Consider the following 23,580-nt stretch of genomic DNA (forward strand, 5'->3'; position numbering starts at 1 on the left):
AAATCCCCATGAGACCGATCTTCGGACGACTGCATCGCTGGGCGGGCCTTGTCACCGCGGCCTTCCTGTTCTTCTCGGGCGTCACCGGCGCGATCATCTCGTGGGACCACGAGATCGACGATGTGCTCAACAGGAAGCTGTTCGAGGTGACAAGCTCCGGACCGGCGATCCCGTCGGTGGAGCTCGCCCGGCTGATCGAGCAGCGCGATCATCGCGCCCGCGTCGTCCACATGTTCATGACGGCGGAGAAGGGCGAATCGCTGTGGTTCTTCGTGCTGCCGCGGATCGATCCGGCGACCGGCAAACGCTACACGCTCGACTACAACCAGGTCTTCCTCGATCCAAACACCGGCGTCGAGCTCGGACGCCGCTATTGGGGCGCGGTCTGGCCGGTGACCCGCGAAAACTTCGTCTCGTTCCTCTACAAGCTGCATTACACGATGCATATCCCCGAATTCTGGGGCAGCGATCGCTGGGGCATGCGCTTCCTCGGCGTCATCGCCGTGATCTGGACGATCGATTGTTTCGTCGGCTTCTACCTGACCCTGCCGTCGCGGCGGCGCGCAAGTGCACAGCGGGCGTCGGCGATATCAGGCCCGAGCGGCAAGAGCTTCTGGACCCGCTGGGCACCGGCCTGGAAGATCAAGACCTCAGGCAGCGCCTATCGAATCAATTTCGACATTCATCGCGCCTTCAGCCTGTGGACCTGGGCGTTGCTGTTCGTGATCGCATTCACGGCATTCTCGCTGAACCTCTATTTCGAGGTGTTCTCGCCGTTGATGAAGACCGTGTCCGACTACACGCCGACACCCTACGAGCAGCGACCATACCGTCATCTCGACGATCCGATCGAGCCGAGGATCACCTATGCGGAGATCGCCGCGCGCGCCGCGGCCGACGGCAAGGCGCGCGGCTGGACCACACCGATCGGTTCGATCAATTATGGTCCGGCCCATGGCGTCTATGCGGTCGCATTCTTCGAGCCGGGCGACGAACATGGCGCCGCGGGCGTCGGGCCGGCGCAGCTTTACTACGACAGCGAGGACGGCCGTCCGCTCGGCGAGCGGCTGCCATGGGTCGGCACCGCGGCCGACGTGTTCGTGCAGATGCAGCTTCCGTTGCATTCCGGCCGGATCGCCGGCTTGCCCGGGCGCATCCTGATCTCGCTGATGGGATTGGTGGTTGCGGCGCTGTCGGTGACGGGCGTCGTGATCTGGTGGCGCAAACGTCGTGCGCGGATTGGCGCGCGAGAGACGATGCGCACTCGCTCCGCGAGCCGCCTTGCGCCGGCGGAATAGGCCGGGCGCCCCGTGCACTCCTTACACCGGGCGGCAAATGCATTCGGGAGCGGCGGCGGCCGCTCCCGAGGCAGTCCGTCTTCGCAATCAGTCCGTCACAGGTTCATCTGCATCGGCTCCGGATAGTAGTGGAAGCCTTCGCCGGCCTTGGCGACGTGGCCGTAGCCCGGCCAAGCGAAGTGATAGGACATCACGGCCGTCTTGTTCGCGGCCAGCATTTCCAGCAGCTTGACCCGCGACGCCGCCGCCTGCTTCGGATCGGTGTCGTAGGAGAACTCCATCCGCGGCCGCTCCAGCAGCAGCACCGCGTGATGCGAGAGGTCGCCGAGGAAGGCGAAGGATTTGCCGCCCGAGCTCACCATGAAGATGGTGTGGCCCACGGTGTGGCCTGGCGCCGCGATTGCCGTCACGCCGGGCAGGAATTCCTGGCCGTCCTTGAAGAACACGATGCGGTCGCGCACCGGCAGCAGGTTCTTGCGGGCGTGCACGATGAAATCCTTCAACGGGCTGCCCATCTTGCCTTCGTCGGTCCAGAACTCGAGATCGCTCTGCGCGATGTAATATTGCGCATTCGGGAACAACGGCTTGTCGTCGGCGCCGACGATGCCGCCGATATGATCGATATGCGCGTGCGACAGCACGACGGCGTCGATGTCCTCCGGCTTGATGCCGGCTTCCTGCATACTCTTCTGCTGCCGCCCGGTGGTCTTGCCGAACAGTTGCGACGTGCCCATGCCGGTGTCGAACAGGATCAGCTTGTCGCCGGTATTGACGATCGGCGAATTCTGCTCGAGCACGACATTGTCGGGCGAGAGGAAGTTGTCGGAGAGCATCTTCTTCACCTCCTCCTTCGGCACACCGGTGAAGGTGCCGGAGGGATCGCCGAGCGGAAGCGGCCCGTCGGATACGACGGTCACTTCGGCTTCGCCGAGCATGAAGCGGTGCCAATAGGGTGTCTGCGTGCCGAGCTTCGGCGCGCGTGCCTGTGCGGTGCCCCCGAGCAGGGTGCTGGCGCCGAGACCGGCACCGAGCGCGAGCAAGGATCGTCGTGAGACATTGAGCGTCATAACGTCTTCCTCCAGAATTTTTATAAGATTTTCGCGTTGTGCCCGCGCGTTGACCCGCTGCTTGACCTGACGCAGGCAAGCGGATGCTGCCCTCGCCTGCGCAAGCTGGCAAGAAGAATAAGGAGAACGCATGCGCGATCGAACGCTGGCTAAAATTTCAGCCAGCTGTGCGGCGCACAAGGGAGGATTATTTCGCGGCGCGCTTCTTCTCGATGGTATCCCAGATCATCGCCGCGACGTCGGGGCCATTGAGCCGTTGGATTGCGCGGATGCCGGTCGGCGAGGTGACGTTGATCTCGGTCAGGTTGCCGTCGATCACGTCGATGCCGACGAACAGCAGGCCGCGTTCGCGCAGCGCCGGTCCGAGCGTGGCGCAGATTTCGCTCTCGCGATCCGAGAGTTCGGTCGCCGTGGCTGCGCCGCCACGGACCATGTTGGAGCGCAGATCGTCCGCCGCCGGCACGCGGTTGACGGCGCCGGCGAACTCGCCGTCGACCAGGATGATGCGCTTGTCACCATGCTTCACCTCGGGGAGGAAGCGCTGGATCACCCAGGGCTCCTTGAACGTGACGGAGAACATGTCGAACAGCGAGCCGAAGTTCATGTCCTGCGGCATCACGCGGAAGACGGCGGCGCCGCCATGGCCGTGCAGCGGCTTCATGACGACGGCGCCATGATGGTCGCGGAATGCGTTGATCTCGTCGAGATCGCGCGAGATCAAGGTTGGCGGCATCAGCTTCGGGAAGTTCATCACGAACAGCTTTTCCGGCGCGTTGCGCACGCTGGCCGGGTCGTTGACGACCAAGGTCTTCGGATGGATGCGCTCGAGGAAATGGGTCGAGGTGATGTAGGCGAGGTCGAACGGCGGATCCTGCCGCAGCAGCACACGACGTCGAAGCCGTTGAGCGCTTCGCGCTTCGGCTCGCCCAGCGTGAAATGATTGCCGACCTCGTCGCGCACGGTGAGAGGCTGCACCGGCGCCACCAGCTCCTCGCCGCGCAACGACAGCTTGTCGGGCGTGTAGTAGGAAATGCCGTGGCCGCGCTTCTGCGCCTCGAGCAGCAGCGCAAAGGTCGAATCGCCGCGAATATTGATGCGCGCGATGGGATCCATCTGGACGGCGATCTTCAATTTCATAGGCATGTTCCGCGAGGTCTGAGGATAACGTTAAGGGCTTGCATCGAATGCCGCTAACAAATGGCGCGGCAGGCTCTTCGGCGCAATCAGCACGGCGTCGAATCTGAGCTCGAATTCGGCATGTTCGGGATGCGCCATCAGCCAGGCCTGGGCGGCATTGATGATGCGCAGCTGCTGCCGCGGCGTCACCGCATAGGCGGCGTCGTCGAGGCTGGCCCGGGCCTTGACCTCGACGAAGGCCAGCAGATTGCGCCGGCGCACCACCAGGTCGATCTCGCCAAAGGGGGTGCGGAAGCGTCGTGCCAGGATGCGATAGCCCTTGGCGATCAGAAGCGCTGCGGCGCGGCTCTCCGCCGAGATGCCGGTCCGGAACGCCGCGACGCGCTCGGGCGAGGCGCTGTCAGTCTTCGCCATTGCCGTCCCCGATGGTCTTCGCAAGCTCGAGGGCACGGGCATAGACCTCGCGGCGCGGCCGGCCCGACAGTTCGACCGCATGGGCGACCGCATCCTTGACGCTGCCGCGGCCGAGCTGCGCCCGCAGCAGATCGTCGAGCGCATCCTGGTCCATCACCCCGGCATCATCGGCCGGAGGTCCGATGACCAGCACGAACTCGCCGCGCGTTTCCAGCGCGTCCGCGCTTGCCGCCAGCGCGGCGACCGGCGCGCGCGTGATTTCCTCGTGCAGCTTGGTCAGCTCGCGGCAGATCGCGGCATCGCGGCCGGCCATGATCGCGGCGAGATCGCGCAGCGTGTCCTGTACGCGATTGCCCGATTCGAACATCACGAGCGTCGAATCGACCCTCGCCAGCTCGTTGAGCCGGGCGCGGCGCGCGTGCTCCTTGGCGGGCAAAAATCCCTCGAAGAAAAACCGGTCGGTCGGCAATGCCGCGACCGACAGCGCCGTCAGCACCGATGATGGCCCCGGCACCGCGATGACGGCATGCCCGGCGGCGCAGACGTCGCGCACCAGCTTGAAGCCGGGATCGGAGATCAGTGGCGTGCCGGCGTCGGAAACCAGCGCGATCGCGGCGCCCTGCGCCAGCCGCTCCAGGATTTTTGGACGGGCCTGGGCCGCGTTGTGCTCGTGGTAGAGCGCAAGCTCCGCGGCGATCGCATAACGCTCGGTCAGCCGCCGGGTAATTCTCGTGTCCTCGCAGGCGATGACGTCGACACCGGCCAGCGTTTCCAGCGCGCGCAGGGTGATGTCGGCGAGATTTCCGATCGGGGTCGCGACCAGATGGAGCCCGGGTGCTGCCCTTGGCGCGGCCAATTGCTGGCCGCCGATCGAAAATGTTCTGGCCGCAGCGCCTGTCGTGGCATCCGAACTGTGGAGGGAACTGGCTTTTGCGCGCATAATGCCAATCTAGAGGGATGGCGGCGCTTGCGCCACATCCGCAAACGGCGGTGACGGAACGCTGGCTGACGGGGGAAATGGAGGCCGCGGCAAGGGCGCCGCGGGGCCATAATCCTTTTGTTTTAGTTAACTATTCGCCGAGAATATGCCTGAATCCACCCGCCTCATCAGAGCTGGATGGAGTCCTGGCTGATCACGGTCGGCCAAGAGAAGAGAGACGATGGAAGGCCCGCATCACCGCAAGTCCCCGCCGTCGGGCACCACCCGGCGGACCGCGCTCGGCCTCATCGTGGGCGCGCCGCTGCTGACGGCCTGTTCCGGCGTGCAGCAAAGCTTGAGCCAGTTTTCCAGCCCGTTCGGCGGCAACCAGGAAGGCGGTCCTGCCGGCCCGCAGCAGCAGCCGCAGGCGGTCGGCACCGGGCAGGTCAAGATCGGCCTGATCCTGCCGCTGTCGGCGTCCGGCAATGCCGGGCTTGCCGCCCAGTCGATGCGGAACGCGGCCGAAATGGCGCTGGCGGAATTTCAGAACCCGAACATCCAGCTCCTGATCAAGGACGATGGCGGCAGCCCGCAGGGCGCATCGCAGGGTGCCCAGCAGGCACTGTCCGAAGGCGCCGAGATCATTCTGGGACCGCTGTTCGCAGGCTCGGTGCCGGCCGTCGCGCAACTGACGCGGCCGCGCGGAACCTCGGTGATCGCGTTCTCCACCGATTCGAGCGTGGCCGGGCGCGGCGTCTATCTGCTGAGCTTCCTGCCGGAGTCCGACATCAACCGCATCGTCGACTACTCGGCGGGGATCGGAAAGCGCTCGTTCGCCGCGATGGTGCCGGACAACGCCTATGGCAACGTGGTTGAGGCCGCGTTCAAGCAGGCGGTCGGCCGCAAGAACGGCCGCGTCGTCGCATTCGAGAAATATGGCGCCGATCGCGCGACGCCGGCGCGAACCGTGGCGCAGGCGCTCGGCCAGGCCGATGCGCTGCTGATCGCCGACGATGGTGATTCGGTGGTCGCGACCGCCGATGCCTTGACCGCAGCCGGCGCCAATCTGCGCAACATCCAGCTGCTCGGCACCGGGCTGTGGGACAATCCGCGGGTGTTCGCGAGCCCCGTCTTGCAGGGTGGCCTCTACGCCGCGCCCGATCCGTCCGGCTTCCGCAGCTTCGCCGGCCGCTACCGCGGCAAATATGGCGGCGAGCCCGTGCGCACCGCGACGCTTGCCTATGATGCCGTGGCGCTGATGGCGGCGCTCGCGCGCACGCAAGGGGCGCAGCGCTTTGCGCCGGAGACACTGACCAATCCGTCCGGCTTTGCCGGCATCGATGGTTTGTTCCGCTTCCGCTCCGACGGCACCAATGAGCGTGGCCTTGCGGTCATGAAGGTGGCCTCAGGCGGCAGCACGCCGGTGGCAGGCTCGCCGAAGAGCTTTGGCGCTTGATTTTCGTCGGGCGGTCAAGCTGCCTTGTCGAGCGCCGGCACCCCCCAGCTCCTTTGCATGGGGTTGTTTTCGATATTTTGGCAGCGTGCACCTAGAGCGGTTTCGAGCGAAGTGGATACCGGTTCGCGTGAAGAAAACGCGTCAAAACAAGAATCTAGAGCCTCGTTCCGATTCAATCGGAACGGGATAGGTTCTAGGCGGCGAGATCCGCAACGACCGCGTCGAGCACCGGGAATCCCGACGTCGTCACCCGCAGTCGTCCGTCGGCGTCGACGGCGATCGCGCCTTCCTCGCGCAGCATCGCGATCCGGTGCGGGTCGAGCTGGCGGCCGGAGAGCTTCGCATAGCGCTTGGGATCGATGCCCTCGGCGAGCCGCAGCCCCATCAGCAGAAACTCGTCGGCGCGTTCTTCGCTGTTGAGGCTGTCATCGCTGACGACGCCGTGACCGCGCTCCTCGACGTTCAACAGCCACGCCTCGGGGCGCCGCTCGGTTGCGGTCGCGTGCCTGACGCCATCGATGTCGAGCCGGCCATGTGCGCCAGGGCCGATGCCGGCATATTCCTCGCCGCGCCAGTAGACGAGGTTATGCTTGCACTCCGCGCCGGCGCGGGCGTGATTGGAGATCTCATAGGCCGGCAACCCCTCGCGCGCGCAGACCTCCTGCGTCACGTCGTAGAGCGCGCGCGCAGTCGCTTCGTCCGGCGTCTGCAATTTGCCGGCGGCATGCAGCCCGAAGAACGGCGTGCCTTCCTCGATCGTGAGCTGGTAGAGCGACAGGTGCTCGGCCGCTTCCGAGATCGCCTGCTTCAGTTCATCGGCCCACATCCGCGGCGTCTGGTCGGGGCGGGCATAGATCAGATCGAACGAGTAGCGATCGAACGCAGAGCGCGCGATCGCGACCGCGTCGAGCGCCTCGCGCGCGGTGTGCAGGCGGCCTAGCGCCTTCAGCGAGACGTCATCGAGCGCCTGCACGCCGAGCGAGACGCGGTTGACGCCGGCTGCGCGATAGCCGCGAAAGCGCGTCGCCTCGACGCTGGTCGGATTGGCCTCGAGCGTGACCTCGACATCGCGCGCCACCGTCCAGTGCTTGCCGATCGCATCGAGCACGGCACCGACGGTCTTCGGCTGCATCAACGATGGCGTGCCGCCGCCGAGGAAGATCGAGGACACCTGCCGCCCCGGCACGCGCGCGGCCGTCGTCTCGATCTCGCGGGCGAACGCGCGCACGAAACGCTCCTCGTCGACCGGCGCATGCCGCACATGGCTGTTGAAATCACAATACGGGCATTTCGACAGGCAGAACGGCCAGTGCACGTAGACGCCGAAGGCTTCTCGGTCAGCGTGGCTCAAGGCAGATCTCCGCGAGCTTCACGAAGGCGCGGGCGCGATGCGACAGGCCGAGCCCGAGCGGCGGCAGGCCGTGCTTCTCGATGCTGGTCATCTCGCCGAAGGTCCGCGTGTAGCCGTCGGGCAGGAAGGCCGGATCGTAGCCAAAGCCGGCGGTGCCACGCGGCGGCCAGACCAGGGTTCCATCGACGCGGGCCTCGACCTGCTCGAGATGATCGTCGGGCCAGGCCACGCACAACGCCGACACGAAGTGCGCCTTGCGCCGGTCCGGTGCGGTGGCGCCGCGTTCCTGCAGCAGCCGCTCGATCCGCGTCATCGCCGCCATGAAGTCCTTGCCCTCGCCGGCCCAGCGCGCCGAGTAGATTCCGGGCGCTCCATCGAGCGCATCGACCACGAGGCCGGAATCGTCGGCGAAGGCGGGCAGTCCGGTCGCCTTCGCTGCCGCGATCGCCTTGATCGCCGCGTTGGCGCGAAAATTGTCGCCGGTCTCCTCGGGCTCGGCGAGGTCGAGCTCGCCGGCCGACACCACCTCCACGCCGTGCGGCGCCAGCAGTTCCCGCATCTCGGCAAGCTTGCCGGGATTATGGGTGGCGATGACGAGCCTTCCGGTGATTCGGCGGTGCATGCCCAATCTGACTACGCCACCGCGATCTGTTGCAAGTCGACCAGACGCGCGACACCTTTGCGCGCCAGCGCCATCAGCGCCAGGAATTCGCCTTCCGAGAACGGCGTCTTCTCGGCGGTGCCCTGCACCTCGATGATCCGGCCGTCGCCGGTCATGACGAAATTGGCGTCGGTGTCGGCTTCGGAATCCTCGGCATAGTCGAGATCGAGCACCGGCGTGCCCTGGTAGATGCCGCAGGAGATCGCCGCCACATTGTCGCGCAACACGTTGGTCTTCAGCATGTTGCGGGTCTTCATCCAGTTGATGCAGTCGGCCAGCGCCACCCAGGCACCGGTGATCGAGGCGGTGCGGGTGCCGCCGTCGGCCTGGATGACGTCGCAATCGACCGTGATCTGGCGTTCGCCGAGCGCCTCGAGATCGACGGCCGCGCGCAGCGAGCGGCCGATCAGCCGCTGAATCTCGACCGTCCGGCCGCCCTGCTTGCCGGCCGAAGCCTCGCGGCGGGTGCGTTCCAGGGTGGCACGCGGCAGCATGCCGTATTCGGCGGTGACCCAGCCGCGGCCCTGGCCCTTCAGCCACGGCGGCAATCGCTCTTCCAGCGTGGCGGTCACCAGCACATGGGTGTCCCCGAACTTCACCATGCAGGAACCCTCGGCATATTTGACGACGCCGCGTTCCAGCGACACGGGACGCAGTTCATCGGGTGCACGGCGGCTTGGCCGCATGAAATCCTCCAGAAATCCGAGAAAATTGGCTGGCCGTGCTTGTAGGAGCGGGAAGGGGCAGCGGCAAGGGTTTTGGCGAGGGTTTTCGGCCCCGGTAGGGTCCGGTACGACGGGGGCCGAATGCATGCTTGTCATCGGCCTCCCGGATCGACAAATTATGCAGTAATTGTGAGGGACTGGAGTGTGACTCACCACGATCCGATTGGCCTGATCGCGCCGCATGCCGGGCTCGCCCAGCTCAACGAGCGTTCGCGCGATATTTTTCGTCAAATCGTCGAAAGCTATCTCGCAACCGGCGAGCCGGTCGGTTCGCGCAACATTTCGCGCCTGATCGCATTACCGCTGTCGCCGGCCTCGGTCCGCAACGTGATGTCGGATCTCGAGCAGCTCGGCCTGATCTATGCGCCGCACACCTCCGCCGGCCGGTTGCCGACCGAACTCGGGCTGCGCTTCTTCGTCGATGCGCTGATGCAGGTCGGCGACCTCACCGAGACCGAGCGTCAGTCGATCCAGACCCAGCTTGCTGCCGTCGGCCGCGCGCAATCCGTCGAGGCCGCGCTCGGCGAAGCCTTGACGCGGCTGTCGGGACTGACCCGCGCCGCGGCGGTGGTGCTGACGCAGAAGTCGAATGCACGGCTGAAGCATATCGAGTTCGTCCGGCTGGAGCCGGAAAAGGCGCTGGTCGTGCTGGTCGGCGAAGACGGCCAGGTCGAAAACCGCGTGCTGGCACTGCCGCCGGGTGTTCCATCCTCAGCCCTGACCGAGGCGACCAATTTCCTCAATGCGCGGATCCGCGGCCGGACGCTGGCCGAAGCGCGGCTCGAGCTCGAGACGGCACTGACGCAAAACCGCGCCGAGCTCGATCAGCTCACGCAGAAGGTGGTCGCGGCGGGCATTGCGAGTTGGTCCGGCGGCGAGAACGAAGACCGCCAGCTGATCGTGCGCGGTCACGCCAATCTGCTCGAGGACCTGCATGCGCTCGACGATCTCGAGCGCATCAAGTCGCTGTTCGACGATCTCGAAACCAAACGCGGCGTGATCGATCTGCTCGGCCGCGCTGAGCGCGGCGAGGGCGTGCGGATCTTCATCGGCTCGGAGAACAAGCTGTTCTCGCTGTCGGGTTCCTCGACCATCATCGCGCCCTACGGCGACGCCCAGGGGCGGATCGTGGGCGTCCTCGGCGTGATCGGACCGACACGGCTGAACTATGCGCGGGTGATCCCGACCGTCGATTATGCCGCGCGCATCGTCAGCAAGATGCTCGGCGGCTGACCGGAGGGCGATTTCGCTTTCATTTGACGGGTTTTCTTCACCCAAGCCGGAGATCCCAGTTCCCGAGACCGGTATGTTGCGCTTGATTTTCGCCGCCCAAAGCACGATATCCCGGCAAGCAATCCCCAAGATTTGAACCGACGCGAGTTTTCGAGAAGGCAAGCCATGACCGATCCGAACCGGGCCAATGACAACACCGAGAATTCGGCGCCGACGGGTGAGCCCGTGGTCTCGAAGCCCTACATCATGCCTGACGAGCCCGAAGCCGGATCGGCGGAGGCGCTGACCAAGGAACTCGCCGAGGCGCGCGACCGGACGCTGCGCACCCTGGCCGAGATGGAGAATCTCCGCCAGCGCACCCGCCGCGAGGTCGCCGACGCCAAGACCTACGGCATCACCGGCTTTGCCCGCGACGTGCTCGATATCGCCGACAACCTGCAGCGCGCGCTCGATGCGGTGCCGGCCGAGACCAAGGAAGCCGCCGATCCCGGCCTGAAGGCGCTGATCGAAGGCGTCGAGCTGACCGAACGTTCGCTGCTCAACGCGCTGGAGAAGAACGGCGTCAAGAAGTTCGACCCGATCGGCGAGAAGTTCGATCCGAACTTCCAGCAGGCGATGTTCGAGGTGCCCGATCCGTCGGTGCCGTCGGGCACCGTGGTGCAGGTCGTGCAGGCCGGTTACATAATCGGCGAGCGCATCCTGCGTCCGGCGCTGGTCGGCGTCTCCAAGGGCGGCGCCAAGGCCGCCCCGACCGCCGACATCACCGCCTGATCCGTCCGATCCCGGACACCCGTCTGTGAGCTCGCGGATTGCGCGGGCTCACGGTCGCGGCTTCTCGTGTGCCTTCGGCCAATAGGTGCCGAAGCTCCAGAGATTTCCTTCCGGATCGCGGCAGGCGAAGTCGCGGCTGCCATAATCCGTGTTTCGCAGTTCCATCTCGATCTTCGCTCCGGCAGCCTTGACCTTCGCGTACAGCGCGTCGGGATCGTCGACGGCGATATAGATCGAGTCGGTGCGGCGGTTGTCGAGGTCGCCGACCAGCCTGCCATATGCGTCGTCGCGGCTCTGGCCCAGCATCAGCATCGAGGAACCATAGGCGAGCTCGGCGTGATGGATCACGCCGCCATCGCGGTAGACGACGTGTTCGGTGAACCCAAGCACCGTCGTGAGCCAATTGGTCATCGCCTCGGCATCCTTGCAGCGCAGGGTCGGGTAGATGCGGGGCGGTTCGATGTCGTGCGTCATGGTCGCTCACCTCCTTGGCTGACGGCGCCATCCTGCACGGGGCAACGCGGCGTTAGCTTGAAGGTTTGTTACCAGTCCGCCAGCCCATCGCCGGCGTGAACCAGCCGGCGGTCGGTCAGCGCCCGGCGGCGCGCCCAGGCGGTTGGCGGTTCGCCTGCGAATTCGACGAACTCGCGGGCGAGATGGGCCTGGTCGGCATAGCCGCTTTCCGCCGCGATCCCCGCCCAGCCAAGCGCTGCGCCGCTTTGCGCCAGCCGGCTCGCCCGGTGAAACCGCATCATGCGCGCCAGCGATTTGGGGGCGAGGCCGAGTTCGGACCGAAACCGGCCAGCCAGATGCTTGCGGCTCCAGCCGATCTCGTCGGCCAATGCCGTGATGCTGATAGCGCCGGCCGAACGCGCCAGTTTTCGATAGGCGAACGCGACTTCGGGAGACGGCATGTGGCCGGCGCGGCGCAGCACGAACGCCTCGATCAGGTCGAAGCGGCGCTGCCAGCAGGTCACGGCGCCGAGTTGCTCGCGCAGACGACGGCCATCATGGCCGAGCGCATCGTCGATATCGACCATGCGCCCGACTAGGTCGGTCACGGCGCCGCCGAAGAAGCCGTAGGCGCCGAGCGGGGTGAAATCGACCTGCACGCAGGCAGCGTGGCCGTCGGACTCGATGTAGACAGGCCCGGCATGCAGGCCGGCGGCGAAGCTGAGCTGACGGTCGGCCGCACCAGGTTCGCGCGACAGCGCGATCAGGAACGGCGAGCCGAAACTGATGATCAGCGGGACGATCAGCGGCGCGGTCTGTCGTTGTGCGAACCGGCCAGTTGCGGTCTCGCGATAACCGGTGATCCGGACGATCAGGCCAGCCATGCGCGGCGACGGCAGGCGCTGCGCGAGATCGAATGCATGAGGTGACGCAGGCTCGGCCATGCGAATCTCGCGAGGCGGCGTCCTAGGCGATATCCGAGGACTGGATGCGCTTGACGCCGCCCTTGGCCATGTCGTCCCAGGCCTTGGCGAGCGATCCCTGGGTGTCGATGCCGCGGCAGGCATCTTCCACCACATAGGTCTCGAAGCCGGCCTTGCGCGCATCGAGCGCGGTCCATGCCACGCAGAAATCGGTGGCGAGCCCGGCCACGAAAACCCGCTCGACGTTGCGCGCCTTGAGATAGGCGGCGAGCCCGGTGGTGGTCTTGCCGTCGGCCTCGGTGAAGGCGGAGTAGCTGTCGACGTCCTTGTGAAAACCCTTGCGGATGATCAGCTCGGCCTGCGGGATCGCGAGTTCCTTCGACAGCGATGCGCCGTCGGTGCCCTGCACGCAGTGGTCGGGCCACAGCACCTGCTTGCCATAGGCAAGGTCGACGGTCTCGAACGGCTTCTTGCCGGAATGGGTCGAGGCAAAGGAAATGTGTCCGGGCGTGTGCCAGTCCTGCGTCATCACCACATTGGCAAAGCTCTTGGCGATCCGGTTGATCACCGGCACCACCTGCTCGCCGTCCTTCACGGCAAGGCTGCCGCCGGGCAGGAAGCAGTTCTGGACGTCGATCACGAGCAGCGCGGAGCCGTCGTCGGGCTTGATCGCAGCCGCCCAGAGATGTTTTGGAACCAGCGCGGCAAGCGCCAGCGTACCGAGGCCTGCAACAACCTGTCGTCGATCCGGCATCGCGCCCCTCCTCGCTTTGATAATTGCACGAGGAGGCTAGTTCCGTTCGTGGAGCTGCGAAAGTCCGATTTTTCGGCGGGCCTGTCAGCCGCGCGGCTGGATGCCGTCGCGCACCGCGCGGAAGCGCGGGAAGGCCTTCTCCCAATCGGTGCGCGGGGAGCTGCCGATGATGCGCATCGATGTTTGCGCGCCGAACCGCAGCCACTGCACGATGGTCACCGGGGTATTGTCCTTGCCGCTGACGGCGTCGATGCGCGTCTCGAAGCCGGGCTGGCCGTCGATCCGGATCGGTTCGGACATGGTGATCCGCCCGTCGCGCACGCCGGGGATCGTGGTGGCGATCTGCTGGGCGAAGCGGCCGCGATCATCCGGTGTGGCCGGGGCCGAGCCGATGATGCCAAGCAGCATAAAGGGCTTGGTCTCAAGGCCCTTGTCGTCGCCGTCGGCCATCAGCAGCGCCGCGCCCGGCGCCAGCATGCGGACATTCTTGAAGCTGCTGAGCTCGGTGACCTTGAACGGCATCATGCTTAGCTGCTCGTCGACCGGCACCTCGTTGCGGATCTGGGCGGTGGCGAACATCTGCCGCACGGCGTCGTCGGTGTAGATCTTGCTCGCGTTCTCCGGCACCTGTACCGCGACATAGCCGGAGAAGGTCGGTCCCGGCAGGATCATGGAGTAGCGCCGCACATTGGTGGTGCCGTCACGCGCGCTCTCCACGGTGTAATAGGCGAGGCCCGCCGGCGTCTCGAGGCTCTCCGGCTTGATGTTTCCGCTGCCGGCCGGGTTGGCCTTGAAGGCGCTCACGACCTCGTTGTAGGCGTCCGCGGGCAGATCGGCGATCAAGACCTTCACGCCCTGGTCCTCGGTCTCGAAGCCGATGAACGACTTGGCGCGGTTGAGGCCCACCAGCGGCTTCATCCCGACATGCGCGCCCGGCGGAAACACCACGTCGGCGGCAAAGCCACGACAGGTGGCAGCAAGCAGCAAGGCAACCGCAACGAGAAGTCGAAAAGGCGTCATGGGGGATCTACCGGTTTTGCTTGGTGGCCGCGCAACGGGGCCGGTGCAGGGCTGGATGGCCTCTTTCAGTCGGACCGCTTTTAGCGGTTTTGATGACCCTGCAACAGGCCGCCAAAGCCGCGCTCCGGGCCTGCAGGCCCGATTCCAGGGGCTTTTCGTCCCGATTGGCCGGCACTTTCCAGTTTCCCGACGTTTCCGACGATCGGCCACCAGCGGCCAAACAGCGCGCCCTCGGCCTGCGCCCGCTTCCGCATACGACGTTTGTGAGTGTTCACTCAACAGCGCGGACATCGCGTGGCGGATGTTCGCGGTCGACGGCGTGCCGCATCATTGCCGATTTGTTAACTTGGATCGGGCTTGAACCGGCGCTGCGGCCGGGCTGACACAATCTTTCAAACGTCAGTCTTTTCAGGCCTCAACGTTGCGTCCAGTCCTTGCGGGCAGGACCCTCTCTCCTATATCAGGCTCACCGTCGCAATATCGCGAGTATGTGAACGTCTGGGGGTTCGGTACGGAGCGCCGTCAGGGCCCAACCAACCTGCCGTAGCAAAGAGGATATCAAAACCATGGGTAAGGTCATTGGGATCGACCTCGGCACCACGAATTCGTGCGTCGCCGTAATGGATGGCAAGAACGCCAAGGTGATCGAGAATGCCGAGGGCATGCGAACGACGCCGTCGATCGTTGCTTTCACTGACGATGGCGAGCGCCTCGTCGGCCAGCCGGCGAAGCGCCAGGCGGTGACCAATCCCGAGCGTACGTTCTTTGCGGTGAAGCGCCTCATTGGCCGCCGCTATGACGACCCGATGGTCGAGAAGGACAAGAAGCTCGTTCCCTACAAGATCGTCAAGGCATCGAACGGCGACGCCTGGGTCGAAGCCGATGGCAAGACCTATTCGCCCTCGCAGGTCTCGGCCTTCATTCTGCAGAAGATGAAGGAGACCGCTGAGGCGCATCTCGGCCAGAAGGTCGAGCAGGCCGTCATCACGGTTCCCGCCTATTTCAACGACGCGCAGCGTCAGGCCACCAAGGACGCCGGCAAGATCGCCGGCCTCGAAGTGCTGCGCATCATCAACGAGCCGACGGCTGCCGCGCTCGCCTACGGTCTCGACAAGTCGAAGTCCGGCACGATCGCCGTGTACGACCTCGGCGGCGGCACCTTCGACGTCTCGATCCTCGAGATCGGCGACGGCGTGTTCGAGGTGAAGTCGACCAACGGCGACACCTTCCTGGGCGGTGAAGATTTCGACATGCGCCTGGTCGGCTATCTCGCCGACGAATTCCAGAAGGAGCAGGGCATCAACCTGCGCAACGACAAGCTTGCCCTGCAGCGCCTGAAGGAGGCTGCGGAGAAGGCCAAGATCGAGCTGTCGTCGACCACGCAGACCGAAATCAACCTGCCGTTCATCACGGCTGACCAGACCGGTCCGAAGCATCTGACGATGAAGCTGACCCGCGCTAAGTTCGAGGCGCTGGTGGCCGATCTCGTCGAGAAGACCATCGAGCCGTGCCGCAAGGCGCTGAAGGATGCCGGCCTGACCGCCGGCGAGATCGGCGAAGTGGTGCTGGTCGGCGGCATGACCCGCATGCCGAAGATCCAGGAAGTCGTGAAGCAGTTCTTCGGCAAGGAGCCGCATAAGGGCGTCAATCCCGACGAGGTCGTCGCGATCGGCGCTGCGATCCAGGCCGGCGTGCTGCAGGGCGATGTCAAGGACGTGCTGCTGCTCGACGTGACCCCGCTGTCGCTGGGCATCGAGACGCTGGGCGGTGTGTTCACCCGCATCATCGACCGCAACACCACGATCCCGACCAAGAAGAGCCAGGTGTTCTCGACCGCCGAAGACAATCAGGGCGCTGTCACCATCCGGGTCTTCCAGGGCGAGCGTGAAATGGCGGCCGACAACAAGATGCTCGGCCAGTTCGACCTGATGGGTATTCCGCCGGCTCCGCGCGGCATGCCGCAGATCGAGGTGACCTTCGACATCGACGCCAACGGTATCGTCAACGTCTCGGCCAAGGACAAGGCGACCGGCAAGGAACAGCAGATCCGGATCCAGGCATCCGGCGGTCTGTCCGAAGCCGACATCGACAAGATGGTCAAGGACGCCGAGGTCAACGCGGCCGAGGACAAGAAGCGCCGCGAGGCTGTCGACGCCAAGAACCATGCCGACGGGCTGGTTCACTCGACCGAGAAGGCTCTGGCCGAACACGGTTCGAAGATCGCCGACACCGAGCGCCGCGCGATCGAAGACGCCGTCAGCGACCTCAAGGAAGCGCTGAAGGGCGACGACGCCGAGGCGATCAAGGCCAAGACCAACACGCTGGCGCAGGCTTCGATGAAGCTCGGCGAGGCCATGTACAAGCAGCAGGCCGAGGCCGATGCGGCCAAGGACGCTGCTAAGGATGACGTTGTCGACGCGGAGTTCACCGAGGTCGACGACGACAAGAACAGCAAGAAGTCTGCTTAAGCGCGGATTTGCGATCATGACCCTCACACCAATGAGCACGCGCCGCGTCTCGGAGGAGTGGGGGTCATTTTTCTTTAAGGCGATCGCTGCATCTTCCAGACAGGCGCAATCCTTGACGCAATCGTCAGCGCAATCTTTGGCGATCGCGATGAACTTCGGACGGAATTGAAGGATGTCCACCAAGCGCTGCTATTACGAGACCCTCGAGGTTGAGCGGAACGCGGACGAGACCAAGCTCAAATCGGCTTTCCGCAAGCTCGCGATGAAATGGCATCCGGACAAGAATCCGGGCGACGCCGCCAGCGAAGTCCGATTCAAGGAAATCAACGAAGCCTATGAGGTGCTGAAGGACGGCGACAAGCGCGCCGCCTATGACCGCTTCGGCCATGCCGCTTTCGAGCAGGGCATGGGCGGTGGCGGCCCCGGCTTCGGCGCCGGCTTCGCCTCATCCTTCTCCGACATTTTCGAAGACCTGTTCGGCATGGCCGGGCAGCGTCGCAGCGGCGGCCGCGAGCGCGGAGCCGACCTGCGCTACAACATGGAGATCACGCTCGAGGAGGCCTTCCAGGGCAAGACCGCGCAGATCGAGATCCCGGTCTCGGTCACCTGCGAATCCTGCTCGGGCACCGGCGCCAAGGCCGGCACCAAGCCGAAGACGTGCTCGCATTGCGGCGGCGCCGGCCGTGTCCGGCAGGCCCAGGGCTTCTTCACGCTGGAGCGGACCTGTCCCGGCTGTCAGGGTCGCGGCCAGATGATCGAGGATGCCTGCACCTCCTGCGCCGGTTCCGGCCGGGTGACGCGCGAGCGCACGCTGTCGGTCAACATTCCCCCGGGCGTCGAGGACGGCACCCGCATTCGTCTCGCCGGTGAAGGCGAGGCCGGTGTCCGCGGCGGACCGCCCGGCGACCTCTACATCTTCCTGTCGCTGACCACGCACCCGTTCTTCCAGCGCGACGGCGCCGACCTGCACTGCCGTGTGCCGATCTCGATGGTGACCGCAGCGCTCGGCGGCGAATTCGAGGTGCCGACCATCGACAAGGGCAAGACCAAGGTGAAGGTGCCGGCCGGCACCCAGTCCAGCCGGCGATTCCGCATTGCATCAAAGGGTATGCCGGTGCTCCGCTCGCGCCAGACCGGCGACATGTATGTCCAGGTCGTGGTCGAAACGCCGCAGAATCTGACCAAGAAGCAGCAGGAACTGCTGATGGAGTTCGAAAAGCTGTCGTCCGGCGCAACTCAGCCGGAGGCAGCGGGTTTCTTCTCTAAGGTCAAGGACTTCTTTGGCAATCGCTCCGTCTAGCCGCAGTCGTTATGCTTGACCGTAACGACTTCGATCTATACGTCTTTGTGACTGTTTTCTGACAACCGCTCGATTGTGCGGTCCCCGCCTGGTAGCGACATGCCTTTGCAATCGTCCGTGCGTGCGTCGAAGAAGCCCCTCCGTCTCGACGACGAGGTTCGATTTCTCCGTTCATGGATGGAGAAGCCGCTGCATATGGGCGCGGTGATGCCGTCCGGACGGCTGCTCGCCCGCACCATGGCGCAATATGTCGATCACGACGCCGAGGGGCCGGTCGTCGAACTTGGACCCGGCACCGGGGCGATCACCAACGCGCTGATCGAGCACGGCGTCGACCAGAAGCGTCTCGTCCTGGTCGAATACAATCCCGGTTTCTGCGCGTTGCTGCGCGAACGTTATCCGCAAGCCAAGGTGGTCCAGGGCGACGCCTACAGGCTCCGCGACACGCTGTGGGATGTCATGAAATCTCCCGCCTCGGCCGTGGTCTCCGGCCTGCCGCTCGTCACCAAGCCGATGCTGACCCGCCTGAGGCTGGTCCGTGACGCTTTCCTGGCGCTCGCACCCGGCGCGCCGTTCATTCAGTTCACCTATTCAGTGGTGCCTCCGATTCCGAAGTCGCTGCCGGGCGTGTCCACAGAGGCCTCCGAGCGGATCTGGATGAACCTTCCGCCCGCGCGGGTCTGGGTGTATCGCAAGGGCTGACCACCCGGCGCCGTCGCGCCGGGCGAGCGCCTTACCTGCGATTTCAAAATGTCCGCGCTGAAAATCCTCGTGATCCCCGGATCGCTTCGGTCAGGCTCGCTCAATGCGAAGCTGGCTGCCGTGCTGGCGCACGAACTGGCGCAATCCGGCGCCGACGTCACCCGCATCTCGCTCGGCGATTTTCCGCTGCCGATCTATGATGGCGACCTGCAGGCGAAATCCGGCGTGCCGCAGCATGCCGTGAATCTGAAGCGGATGATCGGCGTCCATCATGGCGTGCTGATCGTGACGCCGGAATACAATTCCTCGGTGCCGGCGCTGGTGAAGAACACGATCGACTGGGTGAGCCGCGTGCAGGATCCGCATGAGGTGCGAGGTCAGGTGTTCCACGGCCGCGCGTTCGCGATTTCAGCCGCATCCGGCAACCGGCTCGGCGGCACCCGCGCGCTGGCGGCGCTGCGCCTGATCCTGACGGCGTGCCGCGCCACCGTGATCCCAAACCAGCTCGCGCTGTCATTTGCCGAGCAGGCCTACGACGATATGGATCATCTGAAGCACCAAGCCGACATCGACGCGATGCAGGCGCTGGTGCGGCAACTGATCGACCAATCCCAACGCATGATGTGAGGTGACATGCAGCCAGCCAGGATCGCTCCAAGAGACCGGTTGATCGTGGCGCTCGATCTGCCGTCCGTCGCCAGCGCCGAGGCGATGATCGACCGGCTCGGCGATGCCGTCACCTTCTACAAGATCGGCTATCAGCTCGGTTATGCCGGCGGCCTCATCCTGGCGAAGCAGCTTGCAGGCAGCGGCAAGAAGGTCTTCCTCGATCTGAAGCTGCACGACATCGGCAACACCGTCGCGCGCGGGGTCGAAAGCGTCGCCGGGCTTGGCGCGACCTTCCTCACCGTGCATGCCTACCCGCAGACCATGAAGGCGGCGGTCGAGGCACGCGCCGGCTCCGGCCTGAAGATCCTCGCGGTGACGGTGCTGACCTCCTACGACGACACCGATCTGCATGCGGCGGGCTATCGCCTCAACGTCTCCGATCTCGTCGAAGCGCGCGCCAAACAGGCGCAGGCGCTTGGCGTTGACGGCCTCGTCAGCTCGCCCGAGGAGGCCGCCGCCTTGCGCAAGATCGTCGGCGACCAGATGAACCTGGTGACCCCGGGCATCCGCCCCGCAGGCTCGGCGACCGGCGACCAGAAGCGCATCATGACGCCGGCTCGCGCCATTGCCGCCGGCGCCGACTATCTCGTGGTCGGACGTCCGGTGATGGAAGCCGCCGACCCGAAGGCATCAGCCGAAGCCATTCACGCCGAAATCGCCCAGGCGCTCGCCTGAACAACAAGAGGGAGAACAGAGATGGCGAAGGGATACTGGATTGGACGCGTCGACGTTCACAATGAGGAAGGCTACAAGCCCTACATGGCGGCCAACCCCGCCATCTTCCAGAAATTCGGCGGCAAGTTCATCGTTCGCGGTGGCAAGTTCACCGGCGTGGAGGGCCAGAGCCGCTCCCGCAATGTCGTGATCGAATTCCCCGATTACGCGACCGCGCTCGCTTGCTACCAATCGCCGGAATACCAAGCCAACATCAAGGTGCGGCAGCCGCATTCGATCGCCGACCTCATCATCATCGAGGGGCACGACAGCCCATAGTCCGCACATCGGGTAGCCGGTTCGGTTGCCGGAACAGCCTTGGCTCGCTATATCGCGTGGAGAGGTGAGCCATGGCTGACATGCGTTTGATCGTTGCGGGAGCCGGCGGCCGGATGGGCCGCACGCTGACCCGGGTGATTTCCGAAACCCCGGGGGCGGTGCTGGTCGGCGCGCTGGAAGCGCCGGGCTCGGAACTGCTCGGCAAGGACGCCGGCGTGCTCGCCGGCCTCCCCGCCAATGACGTCAAGCTGTCGGCCGATCTGTGGTCGATGTCGGCCGGCGCCGACGGCATCCTGGATTTCACCGTGCCGGCCGCGACCATCGCCAACGTCGCGATCGCGGCCGAGCGCGGCCTCGTTCACGTCATCGGCACCACCGGGATGTCGCCGTCCGACGATGCGGTGATCCGCAGCGTGACCAATCGCGCCATCGTGGTGAAGTCAGGCAATATGAGCCTCGGCGTCAATCTGCTCGCCGCGCTCGTCAAGCGCGTCGCGCAATCGCTCGACCAGAGCTTTGACATCGAAATTCTCGAGATGCACCACAAGTCCAAGATCGATGCGCCGTCGGGCACCGCCTTGATGCTCGGCGAAGCCGCGGCCGCGGGACGCGGAATCGCGCTCGATCAGCATTCGGCGCGCGGCCGCGATGGCCTCACCGGTGCGCGGCGCGCGGGCGATATCGGCTTTGCCTCGTTGCGCGGCGGCACTGCGGCCGGCGATCACAGCGTGATCTTTGCCGGCCCCTCCGAGCGCATCACGCTCTCGCACCATGCAGAGGATCGCGCGCTGTTCGCGCAGGGCGCGCTGAAGGCAGCGCTGTGGGCGCATGGCAAGAAGCCCGGCATGTATTCGATGGCCGACGTCCTCGGGTTGAGCGACTGACACCGCTCGACGGAATGAAATCCAGCTAAGCGAAAACGGAATCTGAAATGAGTGATCGTCTCCTTGTGCTCGTTCGTCACGGTCAGAGCGACTGGAATCTGAAGAACCTGTTCACCGGGTGGAAGGACCCTGATCTCACCGAGCAGGGCGTCAACGAAGCGAACGAGGCCGGCCGCAAGCTGAAGGCGCAGGGCCTGTCGTTCGATGTCGCGTTCACCTCCGATCTTACCCGTGCGCAGCACACGCTGAAGCTGATGCTGGAGCAGATCGGCCAGACCGGATTGCCGACCACGAAGAATCTCGCGCTCAATGAACGCGATTACGGTGATCTCTCCGGCCTCAACAAGGACGACGCCCGCAAGAAGTGGGGCGAGGATCAGGTTCTGATCTGGCGCCGTTCCTACGACGTGCCGCCGCCCGGCGGCGAAAGCCTGAAGGACACGCTGGCGCGCACGCTGCCCTATTACGTACAGGAGATCCTGCCCGGCGTGCTGCGCGGCCAGCGCACGCTGATCGCCGCCCACGGCAATTCGCTGCGCGCGCTGATCATGGTGCTGGAGAAGCTGACGCCCGAGCAGATCCTCAAGCGCGAACTCGCGACCGGCGCGCCGGTGGTCTATCGGCTCAATGCCGATTCCACCGTTGCGTCCAAGGTCGATCTCGCGGGGTAGAGGTTTGATGTTGTCATTCCGGGGCGATGCGCAGCATCGAACCCGGAATCTCGAGATTCCCCGGTGCGCAATTGCGCACCTGAGGTCTGGTCCTTCGGACCATCCCGGAATGACGAGATAGAGGTTAGTGCAATCCGACCTGGCCGGCTTCCCAGCCCAGCATCGCCTGCTTGCGGGTGATGCCCCAGTGATAGCCGGTCAGCGCGCCGCTCTTGCCGAGTGCGCGATGGCAGGGCACCACGAACGACACCGGATTGCGGCCGACCGCGGCGCCGACCGCGCGCGAGGCTTTCGGGCTGTTGATCTTGCAGGCGATGTCGGAGTAGCTAACCGCGCGGCCCATCGGGACCTTGAGCAGCGTCTCCCACACCCGCACCTCGAAATCGGTGCCGATCAAGACGACGCGCAACGGCTGGTCCGCCCGCCACAACCTTGTATCGAACACGCGCTGCGCCAGCGCGGCGGTGCCGTCGGTGTCCTCGACATAGGTCGCGTTCGGCCAGCGCCGCTTCATGTCGGCGAATGCGGTCTGCTCGTCGCCGTGATCGGCGAAGGCAAGCCCCGCAAGCCCGCGATCCGTTGCGATCACGATCGCAGTGCCGAACGGCGAGGGATGGAAGCCGTAGCGCAGCGTCATGCCGCCTGCGCCGGTCTTCCATTCGCCCGGCGACATCGCCTCATGCGTGACGAACAGGTCGTGCAGCCGTCCCGGCCCTGACAGGCCGGAGTCGAGTGCCGCGTCGAGCACGCTGGCGGAATCGCGCAGCAGGTTCTTGGCGTGGTCCAGGGTCAGCGCCTGCATGAAAGCCTTCGGCGTCAGCCCGGCCCAGCGGCGGAACAGATGATGCAACTCATCCGGCGTGACGGCGGCGGCATCGGCCATCGCTTCGATGGTCGGCTGTGTGCGCCAATGCTCCGAGATGAACGCGATGGCGCGCCGAACCGAGTCATAGTCGCGCAGCGCGGCGCTCTGGAGGCCCGGCTTGGCCAGGCGCTGGTCGTGTATGGCGAGTGTCATCATGGTGTCTGATTTAGGAGCCATGGCGCGTCCAAACCACCCGATTTCTGACAAGCATGATCCGGAAAAGTGGGGACCGGTTTTCCGGCAAGATCATGCTCAAATAAGACCTAGTGGATGGGGTTGTAAGTCGGGCCGCGTTTTGCGGCGTTGAGCGCCGCCGTCAAGGCCTTGGAGAAGCTGGCCTTTTCGTCCGGTCCGAGGAAGCTGCCAACGCTGACCCGGCGGCCCCGGGAGACCAGATAGAGCCGCTCGATACCGAACTCCTCATGCGAGATTTGTTCGAACCGCACCCAGAGCGGATTGAGCACCCATTCGGCCACATGACCGCGATGGCTGATCCTGCGCACCCGCAGTTCCGACGGTGTGACGGTGATCTCCTCGCTCGCCTTGGCGGAGCGGAAATTGACCTTGAACGCCCAATAGATCACCAGCGCGTCGAGGCCGAAGAAGCCGAAGATCGGCCAGGCGCCCAGCCACCAGAACACCGCGCCGGCGATGAAGCTGACCACGGTGACGAACGACATCAGCACGATAAAGCCGGTGCGATTCAGCGAGCGGTGCGGCGTCAGCAATGCCGAGAACAGTTTGGGCTCGGCCTCAGCGGCATCAGCCGCGAGATCATTGGCCCTGCGGTCTTCGCCCGGATCAAAGTCGTTGCCTGCGGTCATGACGTATCAGTATATCCGGTTC

24 protein-coding genes and 1 pseudogene are annotated in these 23,580 nt (G+C 65.1%); 12 read left to right on the plus strand and 13 right to left on the minus strand.

Annotation, left to right across the window (positions count from 1 at the left end):
• Window positions 1-8 precede the first annotated feature (8 nt).
• Window positions 9-1,298 carry a siderophore utilization protein FsrB gene (gene fsrB, locus ACVI1L_RS13590; RefSeq protein ID WP_456783096.1) on the plus strand — a complete coding sequence of 430 codons (1,290 nt, stop codon included), beginning with the start codon at window positions 9-11 and terminating at the stop codon, window positions 1,296-1,298.
• Window positions 1,299-1,393: 95 nt separating this feature from the next.
• On the opposite strand, the gene ACVI1L_RS13595 is transcribed toward fsrB, so the two are convergent.
• The 4 genes and pseudogenes from ACVI1L_RS13595 to rsmI all read right to left on the minus strand — a co-directional run bounded on the left by ACVI1L_RS13595 (window position 1,394) and on the right by rsmI (window position 4,856).
• Complete coding sequence (locus ACVI1L_RS13595; RefSeq protein WP_456783097.1) at window positions 1,394-2,365, minus strand: MBL fold metallo-hydrolase; 972 nt, start codon at window positions 2,363-2,365, stop codon at window positions 1,394-1,396.
• Window positions 2,366-2,552: 187 nt separating this feature from the next.
• Window positions 2,553-3,502, minus strand: a pseudogene (gene gshB, locus ACVI1L_RS13600) (glutathione synthase).
• A gap of 30 nt (window positions 3,503-3,532) precedes the next feature.
• Complete coding sequence (locus ACVI1L_RS13605) at window positions 3,533-3,916, minus strand: YraN family protein (protein ID WP_028335783.1); 384 nt, start codon at window positions 3,914-3,916, stop codon at window positions 3,533-3,535.
• Window positions 3,903-4,856, minus strand: coding sequence for a 16S rRNA (cytidine(1402)-2'-O)-methyltransferase (gene rsmI, locus ACVI1L_RS13610; RefSeq protein WP_456783098.1), 954 nt, complete (start codon window positions 4,854-4,856; stop codon window positions 3,903-3,905). Before rsmI ends, ACVI1L_RS13605 begins: the two co-directional genes overlap by 14 nt.
• A 220-nt stretch (window positions 4,857-5,076) precedes the next feature.
• Here rsmI and ACVI1L_RS13615 point away from each other — a divergent pair, with 220 nt between their 5' ends.
• Window positions 5,077-6,291 (plus strand): penicillin-binding protein activator, encoded by a 1,215-nt coding sequence (locus ACVI1L_RS13615; RefSeq protein WP_057020352.1) that lies wholly within the window; start codon window positions 5,077-5,079, stop codon window positions 6,289-6,291.
• A 193-nt stretch (window positions 6,292-6,484) separates the two neighbouring features.
• Here the strand turns inward: ACVI1L_RS13615 and hemW are convergent, their stop codons facing one another.
• Genes hemW through rph form a run of 3 tightly spaced genes read right to left on the minus strand, consistent with a single transcriptional unit; the run spans window position 6,485 to window position 8,989 of the window.
• A complete protein-coding gene (gene hemW, locus ACVI1L_RS13620; RefSeq protein ID WP_253588381.1) occupies window positions 6,485-7,642 on the minus strand; it encodes a radical SAM family heme chaperone HemW in 1,158 nt (385 codons plus the stop codon).
• A complete protein-coding gene (gene rdgB / locus ACVI1L_RS13625) occupies window positions 7,629-8,264 on the minus strand; it encodes an RdgB/HAM1 family non-canonical purine NTP pyrophosphatase (protein WP_057020354.1) in 636 nt (211 codons plus the stop codon). Before rdgB ends, hemW begins: the two co-directional genes overlap by 14 nt.
• Before the next feature lie 11 nt (window positions 8,265-8,275).
• The gene (gene rph / locus ACVI1L_RS13630; protein WP_456783099.1) at window positions 8,276-8,989 is read right to left on the minus strand and encodes a ribonuclease PH; all 714 of its coding nucleotides are present in this window, start codon (window positions 8,987-8,989) and stop codon (window positions 8,276-8,278) included.
• 183 nt (window positions 8,990-9,172) lie between these two features.
• On the opposite strand from rph, the gene hrcA reads away from it, so the two are divergent.
• Both hrcA and grpE read left to right on the plus strand, forming a co-directional pair.
• Window positions 9,173-10,261: a heat-inducible transcriptional repressor HrcA gene (gene hrcA / locus ACVI1L_RS13635; RefSeq protein ID WP_168856177.1), complete on the plus strand. Its 1,089-nt coding sequence runs from the start codon at window positions 9,173-9,175 to the stop codon at window positions 10,259-10,261.
• A gap of 165 nt (window positions 10,262-10,426) precedes the next feature.
• The gene (grpE, locus tag ACVI1L_RS13640; RefSeq protein ID WP_456783100.1) at window positions 10,427-11,032 is read left to right on the plus strand and encodes a nucleotide exchange factor GrpE; all 606 of its coding nucleotides are present in this window, start codon (window positions 10,427-10,429) and stop codon (window positions 11,030-11,032) included.
• Window positions 11,033-11,080: 48 nt separating this feature from the next.
• Here grpE and ACVI1L_RS13645 read toward each other — a convergent pair whose 3' ends face one another.
• From ACVI1L_RS13645 to ACVI1L_RS13660, 4 genes are all read right to left on the minus strand, one after another.
• Entirely contained in the window at window positions 11,081-11,506 is a 426-nt protein-coding gene (locus ACVI1L_RS13645) for a VOC family protein (protein WP_076833716.1), read from the minus strand.
• A gap of 68 nt (window positions 11,507-11,574) precedes the next feature.
• Complete coding sequence (locus ACVI1L_RS13650) at window positions 11,575-12,429, minus strand: helix-turn-helix domain-containing protein (RefSeq protein WP_456783101.1); 855 nt, start codon at window positions 12,427-12,429, stop codon at window positions 11,575-11,577.
• Window positions 12,430-12,451: 22 nt separating this feature from the next.
• Entirely contained in the window at window positions 12,452-13,162 is a 711-nt protein-coding gene (gene pncA, locus ACVI1L_RS13655) for a bifunctional nicotinamidase/pyrazinamidase (protein ID WP_456783102.1), read from the minus strand.
• Window positions 13,163-13,246: 84 nt separating this feature from the next.
• Window positions 13,247-14,182, minus strand: a complete 936-nt coding sequence (locus ACVI1L_RS13660) for a hypothetical protein (RefSeq protein ID WP_057020358.1) — start codon at window positions 14,180-14,182, stop codon at window positions 13,247-13,249.
• 566 nt (window positions 14,183-14,748) lie between these two features.
• Here ACVI1L_RS13660 and dnaK point away from each other — a divergent pair.
• The 8 genes from dnaK (at window position 14,749) to ACVI1L_RS13700 (ending at window position 21,869) form a co-directional block, all read left to right on the plus strand.
• Window positions 14,749-16,650: a molecular chaperone DnaK gene (gene dnaK, locus ACVI1L_RS13665; protein ID WP_026192053.1), complete on the plus strand. Its 1,902-nt coding sequence runs from the start codon at window positions 14,749-14,751 to the stop codon at window positions 16,648-16,650.
• Between the two features lie 172 nt (window positions 16,651-16,822).
• Window positions 16,823-17,950: a molecular chaperone DnaJ gene (gene dnaJ, locus ACVI1L_RS13670; protein WP_456783103.1), complete on the plus strand. Its 1,128-nt coding sequence runs from the start codon at window positions 16,823-16,825 to the stop codon at window positions 17,948-17,950.
• A 99-nt stretch (window positions 17,951-18,049) separates the two neighbouring features.
• Window positions 18,050-18,652: a class I SAM-dependent methyltransferase gene (locus ACVI1L_RS13675; RefSeq protein ID WP_456783104.1), complete on the plus strand. Its 603-nt coding sequence runs from the start codon at window positions 18,050-18,052 to the stop codon at window positions 18,650-18,652.
• 48 nt (window positions 18,653-18,700) lie between these two features.
• Entirely contained in the window at window positions 18,701-19,279 is a 579-nt protein-coding gene (locus ACVI1L_RS13680) for an NADPH-dependent FMN reductase (RefSeq protein WP_092081152.1), read from the plus strand.
• A 6-nt stretch (window positions 19,280-19,285) separates the two neighbouring features.
• Window positions 19,286-19,996: an orotidine-5'-phosphate decarboxylase gene (gene pyrF, locus ACVI1L_RS13685; RefSeq protein ID WP_057020362.1), complete on the plus strand. Its 711-nt coding sequence runs from the start codon at window positions 19,286-19,288 to the stop codon at window positions 19,994-19,996.
• Window positions 19,997-20,017: 21 nt separating this feature from the next.
• A complete protein-coding gene (locus ACVI1L_RS13690; protein WP_057020363.1) occupies window positions 20,018-20,314 on the plus strand; it encodes a DUF1330 domain-containing protein in 297 nt (98 codons plus the stop codon).
• 71 nt (window positions 20,315-20,385) lie between these two features.
• Window positions 20,386-21,198, plus strand: coding sequence for a 4-hydroxy-tetrahydrodipicolinate reductase (gene dapB, locus ACVI1L_RS13695; protein WP_016841511.1), 813 nt, complete (start codon window positions 20,386-20,388; stop codon window positions 21,196-21,198).
• 47 nt (window positions 21,199-21,245) lie between these two features.
• Window positions 21,246-21,869 (plus strand): 2,3-bisphosphoglycerate-dependent phosphoglycerate mutase, encoded by a 624-nt coding sequence (locus ACVI1L_RS13700; RefSeq protein ID WP_028341753.1) that lies wholly within the window; start codon window positions 21,246-21,248, stop codon window positions 21,867-21,869.
• A gap of 124 nt (window positions 21,870-21,993) precedes the next feature.
• Here the strand turns inward: ACVI1L_RS13700 and ACVI1L_RS13705 are convergent, their stop codons facing one another.
• Together ACVI1L_RS13705 and ACVI1L_RS13710 are read right to left on the minus strand one after the other, a co-directional pair.
• Entirely contained in the window at window positions 21,994-22,890 is an 897-nt protein-coding gene (locus ACVI1L_RS13705) for a methylated-DNA--[protein]-cysteine S-methyltransferase (protein ID WP_057020364.1), read from the minus strand.
• Window positions 22,891-22,997: 107 nt separating this feature from the next.
• A complete protein-coding gene (locus ACVI1L_RS13710; protein ID WP_244558980.1) occupies window positions 22,998-23,558 on the minus strand; it encodes a DUF2244 domain-containing protein in 561 nt (186 codons plus the stop codon).
• Between the last annotated feature and the right edge of the window lie 22 nt (window positions 23,559-23,580).

Source organism: Bradyrhizobium sp. USDA 4516 (assembly GCF_054055915.1).